The sequence below is a fragment of the Blautia sp. 1033sp1_1033st1_G9_1033SCRN_220408 genome (assembly GCF_040929965.1).
GTDB classification, from domain to species: Bacteria; Bacillota; Clostridia; order Lachnospirales; family Lachnospiraceae; genus Blautia_A; species Blautia_A ammoniilytica.
In genome coordinates this window covers 1-5,257 of the sequence record NZ_JBFKZO010000045.1, presented here as the reverse complement: position 1 = coordinate 5,257, position 5,257 = coordinate 1, and the positions used below count along the sequence as shown (strand labels likewise).

The 5,257-nt window shown below is 41.2% G+C and carries 5 protein-coding genes; 4 read left to right on the top strand and 1 reads right to left on the bottom strand.

Annotation, left to right across the window (positions count from 1 at the left end):
* Window positions 1-1,117 (top strand): RNA-guided endonuclease TnpB family protein (locus AB5916_RS17220; RefSeq protein ID WP_368192083.1); only part of this gene is annotated, 1,117 nt, incomplete at its 5' end.
* A 335-nt stretch (window positions 1,118-1,452) separates the two neighbouring features.
* On the top strand, window positions 1,453-1,911 hold the full coding sequence (locus AB5916_RS17215) for a DUF2798 domain-containing protein (RefSeq protein ID WP_368192081.1): 459 nt from the start codon (window positions 1,453-1,455) through the stop codon (window positions 1,909-1,911).
* A 192-nt stretch (window positions 1,912-2,103) separates the two neighbouring features.
* Here the strand turns inward: AB5916_RS17215 and AB5916_RS17210 are convergent, their stop codons facing one another.
* Window positions 2,104-3,768 (bottom strand): hypothetical protein, encoded by a 1,665-nt coding sequence (locus AB5916_RS17210; protein ID WP_368192080.1) that lies wholly within the window; start codon window positions 3,766-3,768, stop codon window positions 2,104-2,106.
* 437 nt (window positions 3,769-4,205) lie between these two features.
* Between AB5916_RS17210 and AB5916_RS17205 the strand changes: the two genes are divergently transcribed.
* On the top strand, window positions 4,206-4,424 hold the full coding sequence (locus AB5916_RS17205) for a helix-turn-helix transcriptional regulator (RefSeq protein WP_158421378.1): 219 nt from the start codon (window positions 4,206-4,208) through the stop codon (window positions 4,422-4,424).
* The gene (locus tag AB5916_RS17200) at window positions 4,411-5,223 is read left to right on the top strand and encodes a DUF3169 family protein (protein ID WP_368192078.1); all 813 of its coding nucleotides are present in this window, start codon (window positions 4,411-4,413) and stop codon (window positions 5,221-5,223) included. The genes AB5916_RS17205 and AB5916_RS17200 overlap by 14 nt, the downstream gene beginning before the upstream one ends.
* Window positions 5,224-5,257: the final 34 nt, after the last annotated feature.

Below are 5,257 nucleotides of genomic sequence, written 5' to 3'. Positions count from 1 at the left end.
GAGAGAAAAAGTATTGAACATAGCATATCGTTTCCGGATCTATCCAACAGATGAACAGAAGATACTCCTTGGAAAAACATTTGGCTGCTGCCGTTTTCTGTACAATCAGATGCTTAATGATAAGATCCAGGAGTACAAAAAGACAAAGAAAATGTTAAAAAACACACCAGCTATGTATAAAAAGGAATATCCATTCCTGAAAGAAGTAGATTCGCTGGCCCTGGCAAATGTTCAGCTTCATTTGGAGAAAGCATATAAGAACTTTTTCAGTGATCCTAAGACTGGATTTCCACGTTTCAAGTCAAAACATCACTCCAAAAACAGCTACACAACAAATGTGGTCAACGGGAATATTCTGCTGGAAGGCAACCGGATCCGGCTTCCAAAATTAAAATGGATCTCCATGAAAAAACACAGGGAGCCTGCAGAAAACTGCCGCCTGAAATCAGTGACAGTCAGTATGGAGCCGTCCGGAAAGTATTTTGCAAGCCTGCTGTATGAAGGATACAGCTGTGAAAACCAAGCAGCAGATAAGGATTACAGCAATGCCAAAATACTGGGGATTGATTATGCGATGCAGGGGATGGCAGTGTTTTCAGAAGAGATCGAGCATGAAAAAGCAGGATTCTTCAGAAAAAATGAAAAAAGGCTGGCAAGGGAACAGCGTAAACTGTCAAGATGTGTAAAAGGAAGCCACAATTATGTGAGGCAGAAAAAGAAAGTTGCCAGGTGCCATGAAAAAATACGCAGCCAGAGAAGGGATTATCTGCATAAACTGAGCCGCAGGATTACAGACCAGTACGATATAGTTGCGGTAGAAGATATTGATATGAAAGCGATGAGCCAGTGTCTGCATTTTGGGAAAAGTGTGCAGGATAATGGATACGGGATGTTCCGGAATATGCTGGATTATAAGCTTTCCTGGAAGGGAAAAGAATTAGTAAAGATAGACCGCTTTTTCCCTTCAAGCAAAAAATGCAGTAAATGCGGAAAGATAAAAAAAGAGCTGAAATTATCCGAAAGAGTTTACCGTTGTACGTGCGGAAATGAAATGGACAGAGATCGAAATGCAGCAATCAACATCCGTGAAGAGGCAAGAAGGATGCTGACAGCATAAAGCGTCCGTATCCGGACAATAAGCAAAAACAAGAAAAAATGCCCGTATCCGGGCAAAAGAATCGCGGGACACGCGAGGATAGCTTGTAGATACTTGGCTCAGTAGAGCCATTGAGCAAGAAGCGCCCACTTCAAAATCTGAGATTTAAGTGGTGGGAGCATGTCACTTGTCTGATATAATAGTTTCTTGGTAATGTGGCCGACAGGTAACATTGCTGTCTAATCTAATAACGAAACAGCACTGGTATAAAATTGGAAACGACACAAGTGTATGCTTGATAACGAACAACACAAGTGTCTTTTTTGTGCCCAAAATTAAAAAAGGAGAACAATTTTATGCCTAAAACAAAGTTTCAAAATGTTATTTTTACTCTCATGATGGCCTTTCTCATGGTATATGTCATGATCTGCTACAACATTTCTCTGAACATCGGTGGAATGAGTAATCAGGTATTTCTTATGGCTTTCGGCGAAATGAAAATCATGTGGCCAGTTGCATTTGTGTTGGAATTTTTTATTGTGGATAATCTGGCACATGTGCTTGCATTCCGTATTGTAACACCAAAGGATAGACCGATTGTTATCACAATTGCGATTTCTGTTATGATTATTTGCATTATGTGTCCAATTATGAGCTTAATCGCTACAATATTATTTAAACATGCCGGATCCCAGTTTATTGCTGTATGGATACAGACAACCTTTATGAATTTTCCAGTAGCTTTTTTCTGGCAGCTCATGTATTGTGGGCCATTGATCCGCTTTATTTTTACAAAAATGTTTCCAGAAAAATAAGACACATTTCTGATTTGATGTCAGTCAGATTAGGGGATAATCAGTGATATAAAAAAAGATCCTGCACGGAGCACAGGGATAATAATCTCTGTACGTGTCAGGATCTTTTAATATTTGCGGGAAAACACAAATATAGTAGTAATCTGCATTATTGCTTATGAATCTATATACTGCATTTCCCTACAGAAATATTTATTCAGCAGTGTCACCAATTGCAGTATCATCGTCTGCTGCGGTGTCATCTTCAAAAGTATCATCCATAGTGTCAGTATCTGCATCTGTGGTATCAGAAGAGCCATTTACCAGAGTGTCAAAGAAATCAGCTGGCATTCCTGCATCTGTCAGGTTCTGCAAAATGGTGTCAAGGCTCATAGAGGAAGCAAATGCATCACCGTCTTCATCATTGTCTACATCATAGATAGGATCCATCTCAGAAGGATCTACAAAGGTCACAGGATCTGCATCATGAACCTGGGCAGACAGGGTGGCCAGAGGAGTACCGCTCATGGAAAGATCCAGCGCAAAGTTCATACCGTCTAAAGTCAGTTTGATACCGAAAGCACTGACAGTCTCATAAGTAGAATCATCCATGTCGCCCTGGAAAATGGAAAGGTCATAAGAACCATGAACAAGACCTTCGGTTTTCAGGGATTCTGTATCATAGTCTGAAACAGTAATGCCAAGGATCGGCTGAGAGTCAACAGAAAGCTCATAGTAACCATTCAAGGTACCATCTGTTACCTGACCGCTTCCTACGATGTCGATACTGCTGTCGTCCAAACCTGCATGTAAACGGTATCCTGCATTGTCTCCATCTGTTGGAGTCTGATACAGGAAAAATGGATGTGAGCCCTCTTCATCAGTATAGGAAAGCTCATGTCCCACTACATTATCATCACTGTCAATCCAGATTTTGGAGGTAAAGCTCTGGGTGATATCCTCTGTTGACATATCCTCAGACTGAAGAGCATCCAGAACTTCATCCAGACTGCTCTGGAAATCGTCATATGTATAGTCTGCATCTGGTGCAAGAATAGCTGCAGATTCAAAAATAGATTTGAAATCTTCGTCATCCTTCAGCGCTTCTACTATATCTGTTAAAGCAGGGAGAAGATTCTCTCCGGAAATGGTGCCTTCCATGGTAGTGCAGTCTACGCTGACGGTATCAACAGATAGGGTCTCACTTCCACTTTCTGCTTCTGCTGCGTGATCTACAGCAATAGACAGATATTTATTGATCATATTGGAAATTGTGTCAGCTTCAGGCATGGACTCCTGGAATTTCATCATAGCATCCAGGTATTCAGTAAGGTTCTCAGCATCTACCGGAAGATCGTCTGTTACAGAAATATCCAGGTCGTCTGCTACGTCTTCGGCTGCTTCTGCTTCTTCCTGGGCAGCACTGTTGGCATTGACTTTGATATAACCATCAATAAGTTCCGGAATGCTCATATATATGTCCATTGTGGACATATCCATATATAACTGTGCAGAGCAGATTTCTTTGTCGTTTACCTTTAAGGTAAGGTCTTCTCCTAACCTGGATGCTTCAAGGGTAACATCGCCATTAATGCCGATGGAATTCAGCCAAGAAAGATCTACAGGTAAAAATGCACTGAGAAGTGACTTTGCCCCATCTTCTAATTTCAGGGAGAAATCCACACCCTGTCCTTCATAAGCTTTTTTGCTTGACTCCAGGCTCTTGCCATAAACCGCACGGAAAGTTTCAAGGGCGTTATCCAGTGCTGATTTTTCGGCGTCAGCGTAGGAATCAGCAGCAAGTACATTGTACGGTACTGTGGAAATGCCAAGGATTGCAGCAGAAGCCAATGCTGCTATTTTTTTCATTTTTTTCATAGATACCTCCATTTTATTAAACATTGAGTGATGTATTGGCAGAGAACATCGGCTATGATCCGTCTGCCATATCTCATGATTGAGTGATAGAATCTGTGCTTTATTTCAGTTTATGCAGATTCATAGATTTATCTTACCATATCTTTGAGTTTTATGCTACAGAAAAATCTGTAACAGCTGTCCATAATTATATGGGGGAGTTAGATATAAAATGTTGCATAATGAGGAAGGATTTTTACCATGTACCTGTAAATATTTTTAAATTTTTTAAACCCCCTGTTGACAAGTATATTTGTCAATGTTATATTGGATGACAAGAAAAGTTGTCAAAATGACAAAAATACAAGTCATGTATAGAAGACAACAAAAGAAACAAAAGAAACAAAAGAAACAAAAGAACAAAAGACCAACAAAAGAAAAGGAAGGGAGGAATATGAATGCCGTTGGTGAATCACCTGAAGGAACAAAGAGCCAGACTTGGGATCAATCAGGCGCAAATGGGGAAGCTTGCAGGAGTATCCCGACAGACCATCAGCCTGATCGAAAGAGGCGACTATTCCCCATCGGTAACACTTGCCCTGAAGCTGGCACAGATCTGTCAGGTTCAGGTGGAGGATATATTCAGCTATTTGGAGGATGAAGATGAAGAAAGATAAAGTAAATAAAAGAAAGATGAATACCTATTTGAAATATGGGCTGATCATGCTGGCGGCAATGATCTTCGGAGGTTTTCTTGGCGGCGGGATGAGCTATCTGAATCATGGTGCGCCATTGGGACAAACCATCCAGGATGCAGCACAGATGCTGGTTTTGGGAATCCGTGAAAGGATGTTTTTTATCCTTCTGATCCTGTTTGTTGTTTGTATTATCTGGAATGAATGGGCACTGCATCAGATGAAAGCAATCGAACAGCGGCTGGAAGGCGTGGAGGAAGAAGATGAGAATGACCGGTTGGAGTATGACCTGGACCGGATCTATGGCATTACCAATATTGTACATAATATTTTTATGATCCTGGACATTCTGATTTTAAGCACTAGCTATTCCACTCATTATATTGATACAGTGGAAGACTGGCAGGCATATTTTTGGTTGGCAGGGATGGTAGTTTTTGTAATTACTTTTTTATATATTGGTATTGGCCAGATCCGGGTAATTAAGCGCATCCAGAGGATCTATCCGCAGAAGAAGGGAGATCCGGCATCCAGGAAGTTTGCCCGGCAATGGCTGGAGAGCTGTGACGAGGCCGAAAAGGAAGCAATTTACCAGGGTAGCTACAAGGCCTATATGTGTATTATCAGGCTGCTTCCCATCCTGACAGCGTTGGCGATGGTATTCCAGATGATCTGGAATACAGGGATCATGGCAATCGTAATGCTGGCAATTGTCTGGATGGTGGTGAGCATCACCTACTGTAAAGGTTGTATGATGAAAAAGGGAGAGAAGCTTCGATAAGCGGCAATCATGGGTATTAACCATAAATATATTG

Excerpts from the sequence above, each read along its gene's own strand:
- AB5916_RS17215 (WP_368192081.1), top strand. The coding sequence starts at position 1,453 with ATGCCTAAAACAAAGTTTCAAAATGTTATTTTTACTCTCATGATGGCC.
- AB5916_RS17200 (WP_368192078.1), top strand. The coding sequence starts at position 4,411 with ATGAAGAAAGATAAAGTAAATAAAAGAAAGATGAATACCTATTTGAAA.
- AB5916_RS17205 (WP_158421378.1), top strand. The coding sequence starts at position 4,206 with ATGCCGTTGGTGAATCACCTGAAGGAACAAAGAGCCAGACTTGGGATC.
- AB5916_RS17210 (WP_368192080.1), bottom strand. The coding sequence starts at position 3,768 with ATGAAAAAAATGAAAAAAATAGCAGCATTGGCTTCTGCTGCAATCCTT.